The following is a 16,112-nucleotide window of genomic DNA, read 5'->3' as shown; positions in this document are numbered from 1 at the left end:
GTGATCGTCGTGCGACGCAGGGCCGGGCGCACTAGCCGCGATGGCTAGGGCGTGTTCGCGCGATCAAGGGCCGTGGCCGGGCGCGTTGCGACCGACGAACCGGCCCGCAAGGGAGCCAACGGCCAGTGGCAGGCCTTTGGCGACACCGATCACCAGGCCACCGAAGACCTGCCGCCCGGCTGGCGAGAAGGAGACCGTGGAACGGGTCCAGCGGATGTCGGGCGCTTACCAGTCCTCTTTCACCGCCAGCACCACATCGCGCCCCGCGGCGGCGCGCCCCGCCATCCACGCCGTGAACGTGCCGGCCGCCACCACGGCCGCGCACAGCGCCAGCAGTCGCACCCACGGCACCAGCAGGTCCATGCTCCAGTGGAAGCTCTGCGGGTTCACCACCTTCACCAGCACCACCGACACGGCCAGCCCGAGCAGCAGCCCGGCCACCGCGCCGATGGCCGTCCAGGCCGCGCCTTCGCCGGCCACCACGGCCAGCACCTGCCGCCGCGTGAAGCCCAGGTGCGCGAGCAGCCCGAACTCCTTGCGCCGCGCCAGCACCTGCGCGCTGAAGCTGGCCGCGATGCCGAACAGGCCGATGGCGATGGCCACGGCCTGCAGCCAGTAGGTGACGGCAAAGCTGCGGTCGAAGATGCGCAGCGAGGTGGCGCGGATCTGGCCGACCGAGGCGAGCTCCACCGCGCCGTCGCGTGAGGTGCGCGAGGCGAGCGCGCGAACGGCCGCCTGCACTTCCGCTTCGGACGCACCGGGCGCGAGCCACAGCGCGACGTCGCTCACGTCGTGCTCGCCGGTGATGCGCTCGAAGTCGCGCGCGTCCATCGCGATGGCGCCGAACTGCCGCGCGTAGTCGCGCCACACGCCGGCCACGAAGAACAGCTGCGGCGTGGCCGTGCGCATCGCATCGGCCAGCGGCGCGAACGCGCTGCCCGGCTTCGCGCCGTACAGCTCGACCATCGGCTCGCTCACGTAGATGCCGGTCTGCCCGGGCGGCACCGGCAGCGCCTCGCCCACCAGCGGCAGGCCGCGCACCACGCCGCCTTCGAGGCTGCGCGCGATCAGCGTCACGGCGGGCTGCGCGGGGTCGAGCTGCAGCGACTGCGTGCGCAGCGTGCCGGTGCGCGCCACGCCGGGCAGTTGCGCCAGCGCCTGCACGAAGGCCGGCGCGAAGGTCGCGGTGTCGGTGCTGCTGGTGCCGCCGCTGTTGCCGCTGCCGCGCCCGCCCGAGGTGGCGCGCACGTACAGGTCGGCCGGCAGCACCACGTCGAGCCAGTGCGTGACCGACTCGCGAAAGCTCGCGACCATCACCGTCAGCGCCACCGCCAGGCTCAGGCTTGCGACCACGCCGCTCACCGCCACGGCCGCCGTGCCGCGCATGCGCCGCGCGCGCTCGACGGCAAGCATCGGCAGCACGCGCCGAGCAAACGCGGGTGCCACGCGGTCGTACAGCAGCGCGATGAGCCAGGGCAGGGCGGTGATGCCGCCCACCAGCAGGCAGGCCACCGACAGGTACGCCGCCACCGGAATGCCGCCGATGGCCGGCAGGTTGGCCAGCGCCGCGCCCGCGCCGATGAGCCCGAGCGCGAGCCAGTGGTGGCGGCCCTGTGCGGGCGCCGCGCCCAGGCCCTTGAGCGTCTGCGCCTCGGGCAATGCCTGCGCGGCGCGCGCGGGCCACCAGCCGCCCACCAGCGCGGCCACCACGCCGAGCCCGCCGTACAGCAGCGCGGCGCCACTGCTCCAGTGCAGCCGGGGCGCCACGCCTTCGAAGTAGCCGCCGCCCAGGTCGCCGCCCAGCACGCGCAGCGCAAACGCTGCGAGCGCGGTGCCGAGCGCCAGACCGGCGGCGCTGCCGATCAGCCCGAGCACCAGCGACTCGGCCAGCACCAGCCGCAGCCGTCCGCGCGGCGTGAGGCCCAGCACGCCGAGCAGCGCGAACTGCTGCGCGCGCTTGGCTACGCTGAGCGCGAGCACCGAGAACACCAGGAACGCGCCCGTGAACAGCGCCACCAGCGCCAGCACCGTGAGGTTGACGCGGTAGGCGCGCGACAGGTTGCTCACGCGCTCGGCCGCGTCGCCCGGCTCGGCGAACTTCAGGCCCGCGGGCCAATCGGGCGACTTCTCGAGTGCGGCCACGAAGGCCGCGCGGTCGGTGCCCGGTGCGAGCCGCAGGTCGATGCGGCTCAACTGCCCGAGCGGGCCGAACAGATCCTGCGCGGCCGCGATGTCCATCACCGCCAGCGCCGCGCCGCCGGCCGTCACATGGCCAGAGACCGCGAGGCGCTGCCACGCGGCGCCGCTGCGCAGCTGCAGGCTCTCACCGGTCGCGGGCTGCAGCGGCAGCTGCAACGCCTGGCGCGCCGCCGCGTTGAGGAACACATGGCCAGGCGCGAACAGCGCGAAGCGGTCGGCACCGGCGGCTGACTGCGGCATCAGCGCGGGCGCGATGGTGGGCAGCGCGAGCGCATCGACGCCGATCACGCGCAGCGGCACCTGGCGCCCGTCGTGGCCCAGGGCCAGGCCCTGGAACTCGAGCACCGGGCTCGCCAGCGCCACCTCGGGTCGGCGCGCGAGCCGGCCGAACACGGCTTCGTCGAAGCTGCCCTGCGCGGCGCGCACTTCGAGGTCGGGCTGGCCGTTCACCGAGCGCACCGCGCTGGAGAACTCGTCGAGCGCCGAGGCGTTGATGAGCTGCACCGAGAACGCCAGCGCCACGCCCAGCATCACGGCCAGCACGGCCGCCGCGTTGCGCCAGGGGTGGTGGCGCAGTTCCTGCCAGGAGAAAGTCGAAAGCAATGCACGCATGGGGTCATTGTGGCCGCCGTGGCAGGATGGCGTCTGTTCGACGATGACGACTTCACGCCCGAGGATTCCGACGATGCGGCTTCTGCCCTCCGCCTGGTGCCGCCGCTGGCTGGCGCCCTGGCTTCTCGTGCCCTGGCTGGCGGGCGCAGCGAGTGCGCAACTCGCACCGCCGGCCGCGCCCTCCGCGCCGCTCTCGCTCGCCAGCGACCCCGCCGTGCTGGCCCGCACCGCGCTCGGCGCCGAGCGCGGCACGCTGGTGGTCGGCGTGCTGCGCGGCGACAAGGCCGCCTACGGCATCGCCCACAACCCCGAACCGCTGGTGGCGCGCGCCATTGCGCCGGCCAGCGCGGAGCAGCCGATGTTCGAGATCGGCTCGGTCACCAAGGTCTTCACCGGCCTGCTGCTGGCGCAGGCCGTGGAGCGCGGCGACGTGGCGCTCGACGACAGCGTGGGCAAGCTGCTCGCCGGCCATGCCGAGGGCGTGCCGCCCGCCGTGGCGTCGATCACGCTGCGGCAGCTCGTCACCCACACCGGCTGCCTGCCCGTGATGGCCGACGGCGTGACCGGTGGCGCCGCGCTGGCCGAGCAGTTCCGCAGCTTCGACCTGCCGATGTTCTGGGCCGCGCTCGCGCGCATCCACCTCACGGCCGCCGCGGCGCCGTGCGAGGCGCGCTACAGCAACTTCGGCATGGCGCTGCTCGGGCAGCTGCTGGCATTGCGCTACGGCACCTCGTGGGGCGAGCTGGTGCGTGCGCGCATCACCGAGCCGCTGGGCATGAACGACACCGTGATCCCGCTCGGCGACAAGGCCTCGCGCATGGCGCCGCCGTTCGCGGGCGACCAGCGCCAGCGCCGCTTCGACATGCATGCCTACGCGCCCGCCAGCGCGCTGCGCTCGACCGCCGCCGACATGCTGGCCTTCAGCCGCGCCATCCTCGCCGGCGCGCACGGCCCGTTGGGCCCGGCCGCCGTGCGGCTGCTCACGCCGCTTGCGCGCTACGAGGGCGCCGAGATCGGCTATGCCGTGATGGTGCGCGGCCCCGAGACCGGCCGGCGCACCTACTACCACGCGGGCGTCACCGAGGGCTACCGCACGCTCTGGCTGCTGGCGCCCGACACCGGCGAGGCGCTCATCGTGCTGGCCAGCAACCAGCGCGCGCCGCTGCAGCCCGTGATGCTCGCCATCGGCAAGAGCCGCTACCCGGTGCCGACGACCGAAGTGCCGATCGATCCGAAGCGCCTGGCCGACTACGCGGGCGAGTTCCGCGTCGGCAAGGCGCAGGTGCTGGGCTTCACCGTGCGCGACGGGCGCTTGCTGGCGCGTGAATCGGGCAAGGGCTACAACGGGCTCACGCCCACCGGGCCTGATCGTTTTGCGGTGACGGCCATCGGCGCGCAGTTCGTGTTCCGGCGTGGGGATGGTGGTGAGGTGATCGGCGTCACGCTGACGCAGGGCGGCAGCCGGCTCGAAGGGCGGCGGGCCGGGGTTGCTGTGCCGCAGGACTGAGCGCCTCAGGCCCGTTCCGACATCGCGTGCAGGTACGCCCGCACCGCGCCATTGCTGCTCAACCCGATCGCCCGGTCATACGCCTGCCGCGCCGCCACGCGCGCGCCCCCGGCCGCGAGCAGGTGCGCGCGCGCTGCCCAGAACGGCTGGTAGCTCGCCACCTCGTCCGATGGAATCGCATCGAGCGCGCGCAGCCCGGTCTCGGGCCCGCGCGCATTCGCCAGCGCGCACGCCAGGCTGACCTGCGCGCCGATGCTGGGCCGCAGCGCGAGCAGGCCTTCGTACAGCGACACCAGCACCTCGGGCGGCACCGGGGCACCCGCGCGGCGCTCGCAGTGGGCCGACTGGATCGCGGCCTCGAGCTGGTAAGGCCCGAGCGACTGCATGGCCGATGCGATGCGCAGATGGTGCTCGGCCTCGGCCAGCAGCGCGTGGTCCCAGCGCGTGATGTCCTGCTGGTCGAGCGGTACGTAGGCGCCGGCCTCGGTGCGGCGCGCCGCGGTGCGCGCCTCGCAGAACAGCATCAGCGCCAGCAGGCCCAGCGGCTCGGGCTCGGCGGGCAGCAGGCGGCACAGGATGCGGCCCAGGTCGATGGCCTCGGTCGTCAGGCCACGCGGCAGGGCGTCGGCGCCGTCGACGTCGTCCCAGCCGGTGCCGTAGGCGGCGTAGATGCCGTCGAGCACGTCGCGCAGCCGGTGCGACAGGTCGCGCGCCTGCGGGTATTCGAAAGGAATGCCGGCCGCGCGGATGCGGGCCTTGGCGCGCACCAGCCGCTGGCCCAGCGCGGAAGGCGAGGTGAGGAAGGCGCCGGCCATGCGCGCGGCATCGAGCCCGAGCACGGTCTGCAGCATGAGCGGCGCGCGCGCGGCGGCGTCGATGGCCGGGTGCGCGCAGACGAAGAGCAGGCGCAGCCGCTCGTCGGGCACGGTGGCGGCATCGGGGTCGGCTTCGTCCATCTCGCCGGCGAGCAGCAGCAGGGTCTGCGTGGCGTCGTCCTGCACGCGGCTGTGGCGCCAGGCGTCGAGCTTGCGGTGCCGCGCGACGCTCAGCAGCCAGGCGTCGGGCTGCACCGGCACGCCGTCGGCGGGCCAGCGCTCGAGCGCGCGGGCGAAGGCGTCGGCCAGCGCGTCTTCGGAGGCCGCGATGTCGTGCGTGCGGGCGGACAGGATGGCCAGCAGCCGCCCGTACGACTCGCGTGCCGCGCGTTCGGCGGCGTGGTGTGCCGCCGGAGTGGTCACGTCTGGCTCGCGCCCGCCGCTGCGGTGGCGGTGAAGACCGGCCGGACTTCGACACCGCCACTGGCGGCGCAGGGCGCACGCGCGGCCCATTCGAGCGCCGCGTCGAGGTCGGGCACGTCGACCACGAAGTAGCCGCCGAGCTGCTCCTTGGTGTCGGCGAAGGGGCCGTCCTGCACCCGGCGCTTGTCGCCGCGCACGCGCAGCGTGGTGCCGGTCATGGGCGGCAGCAGGCCGTGGCCGCCGAGTGCGACGCCCGACTGGCGCACCGCATCGGCATACGCGACCCAGCTCGCGCGGTAGGCCTGCGAGGAGGGGTCGTCACGTTGTTCGAATTCGGCGGCGGGTTGGTAGAACATCAACATGTACTGCATGGTGTTTCTCCGTGAAGGAAAAGCTTGCCGAGCAAGAGCGCTCACCACAATGACGGCCCGCCACCGGTCATTTCGACACCGGGCGCGGTGCCGAGCAGAAGATTCTTGTCCTGTTCGCTCTTTGGCGCAACGTGGGCGCCAGGCCCCGCGCTCAGGCCGCGTGGGCGCGTACCGCGGGCGTGAACAGCGTTTCCATTTCCTGGCGCAGCCGGTAGGCGGCGGTGCTGGTGTCCATCGCCACGTCGGCCCAGCTCAGGCTCTGGCCCTTCTTCACGGGGCGCACGAGCTTGACGTTGTGCGCCAGCCCGAGCGGCAGGCCGCCCAGGCGCAGCGAGCGCTCGGCCGGCAGCAGCTTGCCCCAGACGGTGTAGCCGCCTTCGCCGTCGAGCATCTCGCCCGCGGCGAGGTCGCGCTTGGCGGTGGCGACCACGTCGGCATTCCAGCCGGTGGCCACGCCGGTGGGCTCGCCGCGCAGCGCCACGCTGGCGACCGACATGCCCACTTCGAGCCCGATCAGGTGCCAGCGCTTGTACAGCGTGAAGTAGCGCCCGCTCGGGTCGGTGTGGGCGTTGTATTCCTCGAAGCAGTTCTTGATGTAGTCGGTCTCGGCCTCGACCGTGACCCACACGCCCATGCGGATGTCGTAGGGAATCTTGCGGCCGTCGGCCTCGAGCGACGAGATCACCTCGACCATGCCCTTGCGTTCCAGTACGCCGCCTTCGCTGCGCGGACGCGTGACGAAGGGAATGTCTTCCACGCTCGCGGGCGGGTAGAGCAGGCCGTCGGAGGGCACGCCCAGGCCGGTGGCGTTGGCCACGGCCGAGCTTTCGATCGACGGCTTGGAGCCGTCGAGAAAACTGTTGAACATCTTCGGGTTGAGCCCGCCGCGTTTCGCCTGCTCGGGCGTGAGGCCGTAGTTGCCCCACACGGTCTCGGGCGTCGATTCGGTGAAGTGCGGCAGCCACTTGTGGCCGCGCCCGGCCGCCACCACCGGAAAGCCGCAGGTGCGGGCCCAGTCGACCAGGTCGCAGATCAGCGCGGGCTGGTCGCCGAAGGCCAGCGAATACACCACGCCGGCCTGCTGCGCCTTGTGCGCGAGCAGCGGGCCGCAGAAGGCGTCGGCCTCGACCGTCACGTTGACCACGTGCTTGCCGTGCGCAAAGGCGTCCAGGCAGTGGTCGACCGCGGCGACCGGGTTGCCGGTGCACTCGACCACGATGTCGATGCCGGGCTCGCGCGTCACGGCCTGCCAGTCGTCGGTGATCCAGGTGGCGCCGGTCTTCAGCGCCTCTTGTACCGAGGCGGCGTTGCTGCGCTCGGCCTGCCAGCCCACGCGCTCCAGGTTGACGCGCGCGGCGGCGGGCGAGAGGTCGGCAATGGCGACCAGCTGCACGCCGGGCGTGCGCGGAATCTGCGCCAGGTACATGGCGCCGAACTTGCCGGCGCCGATCAGGCCGATGCGGATGGGGCGGCCTTCGGCGGCGCGTTGTTGCAGGCGGGTGTGCAGGCTCATGGCGGTCAGGCTTCCACGGTTTCGATGACGTCGGGCGAGGTGCGCAGCGCGCTCTCGGGCAGGCCGTCTTTCCACGGCACCTCGACGGGGTAGGGCGTCAGCAGGCAGTCGTCGGGCAGCACCTCGATGGGCGCGAAGTTTCTGTGCGCGATGTACTCGGGCCGCTGGTGGCGGCGGATGTGGTTGCTGACCGCGCACAGGCTCAGGTACACCGCCACGCGGTTGAAGGGCGAGAGGTTGCTGCCCGAGGCATGCACGAGGCAGCTGTGGAACAGGATCATCGAACCGGCCGGCCCCTTGGGCGAGACGATGCCGCCCTGCGTGCCGCCGGCGCGGTCGACCAGCTGGCGGATCAGGTCGTTGTCGACCGTCCACAGCGGGTAGCTGGTGGTCGTGAGGTCATGCTTTGCGTCGACCACGCCCTTGCGGTGGCTGCCCGGAATGAACATCAGCGGGCCGTTGTGCTCGGTCACTTCGTCCAGAAAGATGGCGACGTTCATCGCGCGCTCAGTGGGCATCAGGTCGTCGTTGAGCCAGGTGCCGTAGTCCTGGTGCCACTGCCACACGTCGCCCTCGAAGGCCATCTTGCCGTTGATCTTGAACTGGTGCATGTAGACCGCTTCGTCGAACAGGTCCATCACCGGCTCGACCATGCGCGGGTGCCGCGCCAGCCGCGCGAAGGGCTCGCTGATGAGGTGCGCCGCGAAGTTCGTGCGCACGGCGTCGGAGCCTTTCTCGCGCACGTTGAAGGCCGCGCGCTTGCTGTACAGGTCGGGCACCGCCTCGGTCAGCACCTTGGTCTCTTCGGGTGAGAAGTGGCCGGGGAAGAACAGGTAGCCGTCGCGCTCGAACTGCGCGCGTTGCTCGGGGGTCAGCTTCATGCCTTGTCTCCTTTTTTGGTGGGGATTCCAGATGCGGATGCAGCCGTGCGTGCCAGCTGCTGCGCGAGCCGCTCGGCCAGCGCGTCGCTGGCGCGCGAGACGTGCTCGTCGCTCAGGCGCGCGGCGCGCTCGACGTCGCCGGCGGCAATGGCGTCGGCAATGGCTTCGTGCTCGTCCCACAGCGACTCGCGCTGCGGCTCGGCCTGCAGTACCGCGCCCATCGCGCGGCGCAGATGGCGCCAGTGCGGGTCGGCGCTCTGGCCGATCAGCGGGTTGCCCGAGGCGGCGTAGATGGCCTGGTGAAAGGCCACGTCGGCATCGATCATGGCTTCGACATTGCGCCCGCGCGCCGCGCGCCGGCCGCGCTCGATGAGCTTGGGGTCGATGCGAAAGCGCTGTTGCGCCGCCAGCCGCGCGGCCAGCACGTCGAGCGCGCCGCGCACTTGGTAGACCTTGCGCATCGCCTCGGCCTCCAGCGGCGCCACCAGCACGCCGCGCCCGGGTGCGTCCTGCACGAAGCCGTCCTTCTTGAGCAGCCGCAGCGCCTGCAGCACCGGCTGGCGCGACACCGCGAGCCGCGCCGCGATGTCCTCCTGCGTGAGCCGCTCGCCCGGCGCGAGCGCGCCGCTGCTGATGGCGCCGAGCAGGGCACGGTAGACCTGATCGACGAGGTCGGGGGCGACTTCGATGCTGAGCAACTGGGCGGGCATGACGGGCCTTTTCTGAACTCTGTATACAGAGTACGGACTTCGGCGACGGGGCGCATCCCCGGGTTTTTACCCATCGGGGCTGCAAGGAACGGCAAGCCGCCGCTAAGCTCGACCCATGCAACTCCCTACCTACGACGACGTCATCGCCGCGGCCGCGCGGCTCGAAGGCCATGCCCACCGCACGCCGGTGCTGCAATCGACCACCGCCAATGAACGCTGGGGCGCGCAGTTCTTCTTCAAGTGCGAGAACTTCCAGCGCATGGGCGCGTTCAAGTTCCGCGGTGCGTTCAATGCGCTGTCGAAGTTCGACGCGGCACAACGCCAGGGCGGCGTGATCGCCTTCTCGTCGGGCAACCACGCGCAGGCCATCGCGCTGTCGGCGCGTCTGCTGTCGATGCCGGCCGTGATCGTCATGCCCAAGGACGCGCCCGCCGCCAAGGTCGCGGCCACGAAGGGCTATGGCGCCGAAGTGGTGATGTACGACCGCTTCACCGAAGACCGCGAGGCGCTGACGAAGCGGCTCGCGCAGGAACGCGGCATGACGATGATTCTGCCCTACGACCACCCCGATGTGCTCACGGGGCAGGGCACGGCGGTGAAGGAACTCATCGAAGAGACCGGCCCGCTCGACCACCTGTTCGTGTGCCTCGGCGGCGGCGGGCTGCTGTCGGGTTCGGCGTTGTCGGCGCGTGCGCTGTCGCCCGCCTGCAAGGTCTACGGCGTGGAGCCCGAGGCCGGCAACGACGGCCAGCAGTCGCTGCGCGCCGGGAAGATCGTGCACATCGAAACGCCCAAGACCATCGCCGACGGTGCGCAGACGCAGCACCTGGGCGAATACACCTTCGGCATCATCAAAAGGGATGTCGACGACATCTTCACCGTCTCCGACGAGCAGCTCGTCGAGGCGATGCGCTTCTTCGCCGAGCGCATGAAGATGGTGGTGGAGCCGACGGGGTGCCTCGCGTTCGCGGGCGCCATCGCGGCGGCGAAGGCCATCGAAGGCCAGCGCGTGGGCATCGTGATCAGCGGCGGGAACGTCGACCTGTCGCGCTACGCGTCGCTGATCGGCTGATTCTTCTCAGGCCCTGATACCGCTCACCGTCAGGTGCAGCAACCGGTCCGCCCGCCCCGCGGCGCTCTCCGAGTGCGTGACCAGCACCAGCGAGGCGCCGTGCTCGCGCGTCTGGCCGATCAGCAGGTCCATCACCTTCGCGGCGGTGGACGGGTCGAGGTTGCCGGTGGGTTCGTCGGCGAGCAGCAGCGCGGGCCGGTGCACCAGCGCGCGGGCGATGGCCACGCGCTGCAGTTGGCCGCCCGACAGCGTCTGCGGCAGCCGCGCGCCCATGCCGGGCAGGCCGACGGCTTCGAGCATGTGGGCCACGCGCGCGTCTTCGCGCGGGCGGCCCAAGAGCATCAGCGGCAGCGACACGTTCTGTGCCACGTCGAGGTGCGGCAGCACGTGGAAGGCCTGGAACACGAAGCCCACGTGCTGGCGCCTCCACAGCGCGCGGGCCTCGCCATCGAGCGCGCCGATGTCGGTGCCGTCGTGCGACACGCTGCCTTCGTCCCAAGTGTCGAGGCCGGCCATGCAGTTGAGCAGGGTCGACTTGCCCACGCCCGATTCGCCCACGATGGCGACGAACTCGCCGGGCGCGACCTGCAGGCTCACGTGTTCGAAGACGGGCGCGTCGCCGTAGTGCTTGCCGAGGTTGGAGAGGTGCAAGGTCATGCGGGCGCCGCCCCGCGTGCGATCTGCGCGATGTGCTGCACAGCGGCCTGCACCGCGTCGGGCGCGTCGCAGGCGATCACGGTGCGCTGCGGCATGCTGCGCAGCCAGGTGATCTGCCGCTTGGCGAGCTGGCGCGTGGCGGCGATGCCGCGCTCGCGCAACTCGCCCAGCGCCTTGGCGTCGGGCGGTGCGTCGCCGCAGGCGTCGAGCATCTCCCAGGCCTGGCGGTAGCCGACGCAGCGCATCGAGGGCAGGTCGGGCGACAGGTCGCCGCGCGCGCGCAGCGCCTTCACCTCGTCGAGAAAACCGGCTGCGAGCATGGCGTCGAAGCGCTCGGCGATGCGCCCGTGCAGCCAGGCGCGGTCTTCGGGTTCGAGCGACACGAGCACGCCGCCATCGACGGCCTTGGCGGCCTTGGTGTCGCTCGCATGGAAGCTCGACAGCGGCTGGCCGCTGCTTTCCCACACCTCGAGCGCGCGCTGGATGCGCTGGCTGTCCTGCGGTGCGAGCCGCGCGGCGGTGACGGGGTCGACCTGTGCGAGTCGCGCATGCATGGCGGGCCAGCCGAGCGCGGCGGCTTCGGCATCGAGGCGCGCGCGCACGGCCGGGTCGGCGGCGGGCATGGCGTCGATGCCGTCGAACAGTGCCTTGAAATACAGCATGGTGCCGCCCACCAGCAGCGGCAGCGCGCCGCGCGCGCGGATGGCGTCGATGAGCCGGGTGGCGTCGGCCACGAAGGCGGCGGCGCTGTAGCTGTCGCGCGCGTCGAGGATGTCGATCAGGTGGTGCGGCACCGCGGCCTGCTCGGCGGCGGTGGGCTTGGCGGTGCCGATGTCCATGCCGCGGTAGACCAGCGCCGAGTCGACGCTGACGATCTCGACCGGCTGCAGCCGGGCCACGGCCAGGGCCACGGCGGTCTTGCCGGACGCGGTGGGGCCGGCGAGCGCGATGTAGCGCGGGGGAACAGGGGAAGCGGGGGGCATGCGTCGAGGGTAGCAAATGGCACGCCCCGGGCCGCTGCACGGGGCTTGTCTCGGACGCCGGGCGGCTGCGCGGGGCTTGCCCGCGACGCCGTGCGTCAGGCGACGGCGGTCGCGTCCCGCATCCGCCGGATGTCGCGCAGCGGCGGCGCACCGAACAGGCGTGCGTACTCGCGGCTGAACTGCGAGGCGCTTTCGTAGCCCACGCGCACGCCGGCGGTGCCGGCATCGATGTTCTGGTTCAGCATCAGCTGCCGCGCTTCCTGCAGGCGCAACTGCTTCAGGTACTGCATCGGGCTCATGCCGGTCACGGCGCGGAAGTGCTGGCGGTAGGTCGACGGGCTCATGTGCGCGGACGCGGCCAGCTCGTCCGCCTGCACGGGCTTCCTGAAATTCATCTTGAGCCACGCCAGGCTCTGCGCCACCTGCTGGCTGGGCGAGCCGACGGTCATGAGGCGCTGCAGCTGCGGGCCGTGGCGCCCGGCGAGCAGGCGCACGACGATTTCCTTCTGCAGCAGCGGCGCGAGCTGCGAAACGAGTTGGGGCTCGGCCAGCAGCTCGACGAGCCGCGTGACGGTGCCCAGCAGCGTCGCGTCGAGCGCGCCCAGCGACAGGGCGCGCTGGTTGTGGGGCTCCCTGGACGGCGGGGGCAGCGCCATCTCGGTCGCCACCTGCACGATGGCGCGCGGGTCGAGCCGGATCATGAGGCCCAGGAAGGGCTGCGCCGCGCTGGCACGGGTGACGTGCGCCACCACGGGCAGGTCGGCCGTGATCAGCAGCGACTGCCCGGCGCCGTATTCATAGATCTCGTCGCCGAGCGCCGCGCGCTTCTGTCCGCCGACGGTGATGCCCAGGCCGAAGCCGTAGATGCAATGCACGGGCTCGGTCGCGGCGCTGCGGCGGTGCAGCGAGAGTTCGGGAATGGCGGTGGCGTGGTCGCCGTCGTTTCGGGCAATGCGCCCGACGGCCGTGGCCAGGGCACCGAGGACGGCCGAATCGTCTGGCTGCGTCGGCTGTAGCACTTCCATCTGAATCCTTTCGGGTGCTTGCGCAAAGTCTAGCGGGCGCATCTCATGCGCTTGGCGTTTTTGGCGCAGTCTCGTTGTTTCAGGCAAGAACGCGCGCGGATTGGGCAAGTGGCCGTGGGCGCTTCGTCGGACACTGGCCGCCGTGAAGTCCTGCCGCGCGCGGCGCGAGGACCGTGCTTTCCCCTCCACGATGATGAAAAAAGAAATGACCCACGACGAACGACATCCGCATCGCATCACTGCCTCGCTCGTGGCCGCACTGGCCATCGGCGCGAGCATGGCCGGGTCCGCGCCCGCCTTCGCCAGCACCGCGCTGGCGCAGAAGTACGCGTGCGTGGCCTGCCACCAAGCCGCCGTGAAGGTGGTGGGCCCTTCCTGGAAAGAGATCGGCGCGCGCTACGGCGACGGCAAGGGCACGGCCGCGCAGCTGGCCGCCAGCATGAAGGCCGGCAGCTCGGGCAAGTGGGGCGCGATGCCCATGCCCGCGCAAGCCCAGGTTCCCGACGCGGACCTGCAGGCGCTCGCGCAATGGGTGCTCGACGGCGCCAAGTGAACAAGATCGTTTCAACCCACCCACGGAGAAAACCCACATGAGCGCGCTCCACGTCAACGGCCGTGACCACACGGTCGACGCCGACCCCGGCACCCCCATCCTCTGGGCCCTGCGCGACACGCTGGGCATGACCGGCACCAAGTTCGGCTGCGGCGCGGCGCTGTGCGGCGCCTGCACCGTGCACATGGACGGCCAGGCCATCCGCTCGTGCATCACGCCGATCGCGGCGGCCGAGGGCAAGAAGATCACCACCATCGAAGCCGTGACCGGCGGCAACGACCGCGTGGGCGCGGCCGTGCATGCCGCGTGGGTCAAGCACGACGTCGCGCAGTGCGGTTACTGCCAGAGCGGCCAGATCATGAGCGCGACCGCCTTTCTGCAGTCGCTGCCCAAGGGCAAGCAGCCCAGCACCGACGAGATCGACTCGGCCATGGCCGGCAACATCTGCCGCTGCGGCACCTACGCCCGCATCCGGGCCGCCGTGGCCGATGCGGCCAAGACCCTCGCCTGAAGGAGCCGACGACATGCTGCCCAACATCGACTACAACGATCTGCCGCGCGCGCTGCAGCGCCTGATGGCCCTGCCTGCAACCGATGACGCCGACGCGGCCGCCACGCTGCCGCGCCGCAGCTTCCTGAAGATGGCCGGCGCCGGCGGCCTCGTGCTCGGCGCTTTCCCTCACATGGCGATGGCGCAGGCCGACGGCCCGGCCAAGGCCGGCGGCGCGCTCAAGCCGACGCAACAGCCCTCGGCCTTCGTGCAGATCGCGCCCAACGGCGAGGTCACGGTCACCATCAACCGCCTCGAGTTCGGTCAGGGCGTGCAGACCGGCCTGCCGATGATCCTGGCCGAAGAGCTCGATGCCGACTGGGCCCTGGTGCGCAGCCGCAGCGGCACCAACGATGCCGCCTACGCTGACCCGCTGTTCGGCATGCACCTGACGGGCGGTTCCAACTCGATCAAGAACAGCTACACGCAGTACCGCGAACTGGGCGCGCGTGCGCGGGCCATGCTGCTGTCGGCCGCGGCGCAGCGCTGGAAGGTCGACGTGGCCACGCTGCGCACACAGGCCGGCACGGTGATCGGCCCGGGCGGGCGCAAGGCGGGCTACGGCGAGCTGGCCGAAGCGGCCATGGCGCTGCCGGTGCCCGAGACGGTCACGCTGAAGAGCCCGAAGGACTTCCGGATCATCGGCCGCCCGACCACGCGCCTGGACGCACGCGCCAAGAGCAGCGGGCGACAGGACTTCGGCATCGACGTGAAGCAGCCCGGCCAGCTCACGGCCGTGGTGGCGCATCCGCCCGTGTTCGGCGCCCGCCTGGCCTCGGTGGACGACAGCGCCGCGCGCGCCGTCAAGGGCGTGAAGGCCGTGCTGCGCATTCCGCTGGACCGCGGCGCCGAAGGCGTGGCCGTGGTGGCCGACGGCTACTGGCCCGCCAAGCTGGGCCGCGACGCGCTCAAGCTGCAGTGGAACACCGACGCGGTGGAGAAGGTCGACAGCGACAAGCAGCTGGCGCAGTACCGCGAACTGGCCGGCCGCCCCGGCAATCGCAAGTTCGACGCCGACATGGCGCCGCTGGCCGGCGCGCCGCACAAGCTCGAGGCCGAGTTCGTGTTTCCCTACCTGGCCCACGCGCCCATGGAGCCGGAGAACTGCACCGTGAAGCTGTCGGACGGTCGCGCCGAGCTGTGGGTTGGCACGCAGTCCGCCGACCTCGACGGCCAGGCAGCGGCGCGCACGCTGAAGCTCGATCCCGCGCAGGTGAAGGTGAACGTGCAGATGGCGGGCGGCGGCTTCGGCCGGCGCTTCGTGGGCTCGAGCGACTTCGTCGTCGAGGCCTGCGAGATCGCCAAGGCCGCGCGCACCGCCGGCCTGAAAGACGCACCGGTGCGCCTGCTGTGGAGCCGCGAGGACGACATCAAGGGCGGCTACTACCGCCCCATGCATCTGCATCGCGCCCGCATCGGCTTCGACGAACGCGGCAAGATCCTCGCGTGGGACCACGTGATCGTGGGCCAGTCGATCACCGCGGGCACGGTGTTCGCCGGCTCCATGGTCAAGGAGGGCATCGACGCCACCGCGGTGGAGGGCATGCGCGATCCGTACCCCGTGCCGATGCGCCTCACGGTGCATCACCCGCAGGTCAACGTGCCGGTGCTGTGGTGGCGCAGCGTGGGCTCCACGCACACGGCCTTCGTGATGGAGACGCTGATCGACGAGATCGCCCGCACGACCAAGCAAGACCCGGTGGCCTACCGCATGAGCCTCTTCGGCGACAAGCACCCGCGCCACCGCGCCGCGCTGCAATTGGCGGTCGACAAGAGCGGCTACGGCAAGAAGAAGCTGGCCGAAGGCCGCGCCTGGGGCGTGGCCGTGCACGAGTCCTTCGAGTCGGTGGTGGCCTATGTCGTCGAAGCGTCGGTGAAGGACGGCCAGCCGGTGCTGCACCGCGTGACCTCGGGCGTGCACTGCAACCTGGCGGTGAACCCGCGCAGCGTGGAAGCGCAGGTGCAGGGCGCGGCGGTGATGGGGCTGTCGACCTGCCTGCAGGGCAGTGCCATCACGCTGAAGGACGGCGTCGTGCAGCAGGGCAACTTCGGCGACTTCAGCGTGGCGCGCATCACGCAGGTGCCCGAGTTCGACGTGCACATCGTGCCGAGTGCCGATGCGCCCAAGGGGATGGGGGAACCGGGCCTGCCGCCGCTCGCGCCTGCCTTCGCCAACGCCGTGGCGCGGCTGACGGGCAAGCCCTTGCGCCAGCTGCCGTTCGACCTGGCCTCGGCCTGACG

At 71.6% G+C, this 16,112-nt stretch carries 14 protein-coding genes; 5 read left to right on the top strand and 9 right to left on the bottom strand.

The features are described 5' to 3' along the window. Positions 1 to 225: 225 nt before the first annotated feature. Positions 226 to 2,811, bottom strand: a complete 2,586-nt coding sequence (locus AC57B8_RS04310) for an FtsX-like permease family protein (protein ID WP_496478778.1) — start codon at positions 2,809 to 2,811, stop codon at positions 226 to 228. Between the two features lie 73 nt (positions 2,812 to 2,884). Here AC57B8_RS04310 and AC57B8_RS04305 point away from each other — a divergent pair, with 73 nt between their 5' ends. Then, entirely contained in the window at positions 2,885 to 4,318 is a 1,434-nt protein-coding gene (locus AC57B8_RS04305) for a serine hydrolase domain-containing protein (RefSeq protein WP_496478777.1), read from the top strand. A 5-nt stretch (positions 4,319 to 4,323) separates the two neighbouring features. Here AC57B8_RS04305 and AC57B8_RS04300 read toward each other — a convergent pair whose 3' ends face one another. The 5 genes from AC57B8_RS04300 to AC57B8_RS04280 all read right to left on the bottom strand — a co-directional run bounded on the left by AC57B8_RS04300 (position 4,324) and on the right by AC57B8_RS04280 (position 9,031). Then, positions 4,324 to 5,556 carry an RNA polymerase sigma factor gene (locus AC57B8_RS04300; protein ID WP_496478776.1) on the bottom strand — a complete coding sequence of 411 codons (1,233 nt, stop codon included), beginning with the start codon at positions 5,554 to 5,556 and terminating at the stop codon, positions 4,324 to 4,326. Continuing rightward, on the bottom strand, positions 5,553 to 5,927 hold the full coding sequence (locus AC57B8_RS04295; RefSeq protein ID WP_496478775.1) for a YciI family protein: 375 nt from the start codon (positions 5,925 to 5,927) through the stop codon (positions 5,553 to 5,555). Before AC57B8_RS04295 ends, AC57B8_RS04300 begins: the two co-directional genes overlap by 4 nt. 151 nt (positions 5,928 to 6,078) lie before the next feature. Further along, entirely contained in the window at positions 6,079 to 7,440 is a 1,362-nt protein-coding gene (locus AC57B8_RS04290; RefSeq protein ID WP_496478774.1) for an NAD(P)H-dependent oxidoreductase, read from the bottom strand. 5 nt (positions 7,441 to 7,445) lie between these two features. Then, positions 7,446 to 8,321 carry a phytanoyl-CoA dioxygenase family protein gene (locus AC57B8_RS04285; protein ID WP_496478773.1) on the bottom strand — a complete coding sequence of 292 codons (876 nt, stop codon included), beginning with the start codon at positions 8,319 to 8,321 and terminating at the stop codon, positions 7,446 to 7,448. Next, positions 8,318 to 9,031, bottom strand: a complete 714-nt coding sequence (locus tag AC57B8_RS04280; RefSeq protein ID WP_496478772.1) for a GntR family transcriptional regulator — start codon at positions 9,029 to 9,031, stop codon at positions 8,318 to 8,320. The genes AC57B8_RS04285 and AC57B8_RS04280 overlap by 4 nt, the downstream gene beginning before the upstream one ends. A 115-nt stretch (positions 9,032 to 9,146) precedes the next feature. Between AC57B8_RS04280 and AC57B8_RS04275 the strand changes: the two genes are divergently transcribed. Next, positions 9,147 to 10,103, top strand: a complete 957-nt coding sequence (locus AC57B8_RS04275) for a threo-3-hydroxy-L-aspartate ammonia-lyase (protein ID WP_496478771.1) — start codon at positions 9,147 to 9,149, stop codon at positions 10,101 to 10,103. A gap of 6 nt (positions 10,104 to 10,109) precedes the next feature. On the opposite strand, the gene AC57B8_RS04270 is transcribed toward AC57B8_RS04275, so the two are convergent. The 3 genes from AC57B8_RS04270 to AC57B8_RS04260 form a co-directional block, all read right to left on the bottom strand. Further along, positions 10,110 to 10,760, bottom strand: coding sequence for an ABC transporter ATP-binding protein (locus AC57B8_RS04270; protein WP_496478770.1), 651 nt, complete (start codon positions 10,758 to 10,760; stop codon positions 10,110 to 10,112). Continuing rightward, on the bottom strand, positions 10,757 to 11,743 hold the full coding sequence (gene miaA / locus AC57B8_RS04265; protein ID WP_496478769.1) for a tRNA (adenosine(37)-N6)-dimethylallyltransferase MiaA: 987 nt from the start codon (positions 11,741 to 11,743) through the stop codon (positions 10,757 to 10,759). The genes AC57B8_RS04270 and miaA overlap by 4 nt, the downstream gene beginning before the upstream one ends. Before the next feature lie 95 nt (positions 11,744 to 11,838). Further along, a complete protein-coding gene (locus AC57B8_RS04260; RefSeq protein ID WP_496478768.1) occupies positions 11,839 to 12,768 on the bottom strand; it encodes an AraC family transcriptional regulator in 930 nt (309 codons plus the stop codon). A gap of 205 nt (positions 12,769 to 12,973) precedes the next feature. On the opposite strand from AC57B8_RS04260, the gene AC57B8_RS04255 reads away from it, so the two are divergent. The 3 genes from AC57B8_RS04255 to AC57B8_RS04245 are packed head-to-tail and all read left to right on the top strand — an operon-like array spanning position 12,974 to position 16,110. Continuing rightward, complete coding sequence (locus tag AC57B8_RS04255; protein WP_492682667.1) at positions 12,974 to 13,321, top strand: c-type cytochrome; 348 nt, start codon at positions 12,974 to 12,976, stop codon at positions 13,319 to 13,321. 37 nt (positions 13,322 to 13,358) lie between these two features. Beyond that, entirely contained in the window at positions 13,359 to 13,832 is a 474-nt protein-coding gene (locus tag AC57B8_RS04250) for a (2Fe-2S)-binding protein (RefSeq protein WP_070063074.1), read from the top strand. Between the two features lie 13 nt (positions 13,833 to 13,845). Then, the gene (locus AC57B8_RS04245; RefSeq protein ID WP_496478767.1) at positions 13,846 to 16,110 is read left to right on the top strand and encodes a xanthine dehydrogenase family protein molybdopterin-binding subunit; all 2,265 of its coding nucleotides are present in this window, start codon (positions 13,846 to 13,848) and stop codon (positions 16,108 to 16,110) included. Positions 16,111 to 16,112: the final 2 nt, after the last annotated feature.

The organism is Variovorax sp. BGA-UO-ETr-C22, from assembly GCF_059567965.1.
The sequence above is the reverse complement of the archived record's forward strand: the minus strand, read 5'-3'. Positions and strand labels throughout refer to the sequence as shown.